This window comes from Staphylococcus pseudoxylosus, assembly GCF_003697915.1.
Taxonomy (GTDB): Bacteria; Bacillota; Bacilli; order Staphylococcales; family Staphylococcaceae; genus Staphylococcus; species Staphylococcus pseudoxylosus.
The window spans coordinates 1-220 of record NZ_RCVN01000110.1 but is presented as its reverse complement, the minus strand read 5'-3'; the positions used below and the strand labels follow the sequence as shown (position 1 = coordinate 220).

The window sequence follows — 220 nt, the reverse complement described above, 5'->3', positions numbered from 1 at the left end:
AACTGTACTAAACTTATTCCCTGTAATGAACTTTGAGCGATACAGAACTCGTATAATTGAAAAAGGTCAAATGGAGCTAGTTAATTTAAGTAAGGCAGAGCTTAAAATCAAGAGAAAGGCGGACTTTATTTAATGTTAGAAGCTAACGTTTATGATAACTTTAACCCTAACTATTACAATATATCTGATTTCAGAATGCCTAATGGTAAAAAAGAAAAAA

At 30.5% G+C, this 220-nt stretch carries 2 protein-coding genes; both read left to right on the top strand.

All coding sequences use genetic code 11. The features are described from left to right. A partial coding sequence (locus D9V42_RS15730) for a hypothetical protein (protein ID WP_425275813.1) occupies positions 1-133 on the top strand: 133 nt, incomplete at its 5' end. Next, on the top strand, positions 133-220 hold an 88-nt coding region (locus D9V42_RS15725), incomplete at its 3' end, for a hypothetical protein (protein WP_142927615.1). The genes D9V42_RS15730 and D9V42_RS15725, both read left to right, overlap by 1 nt.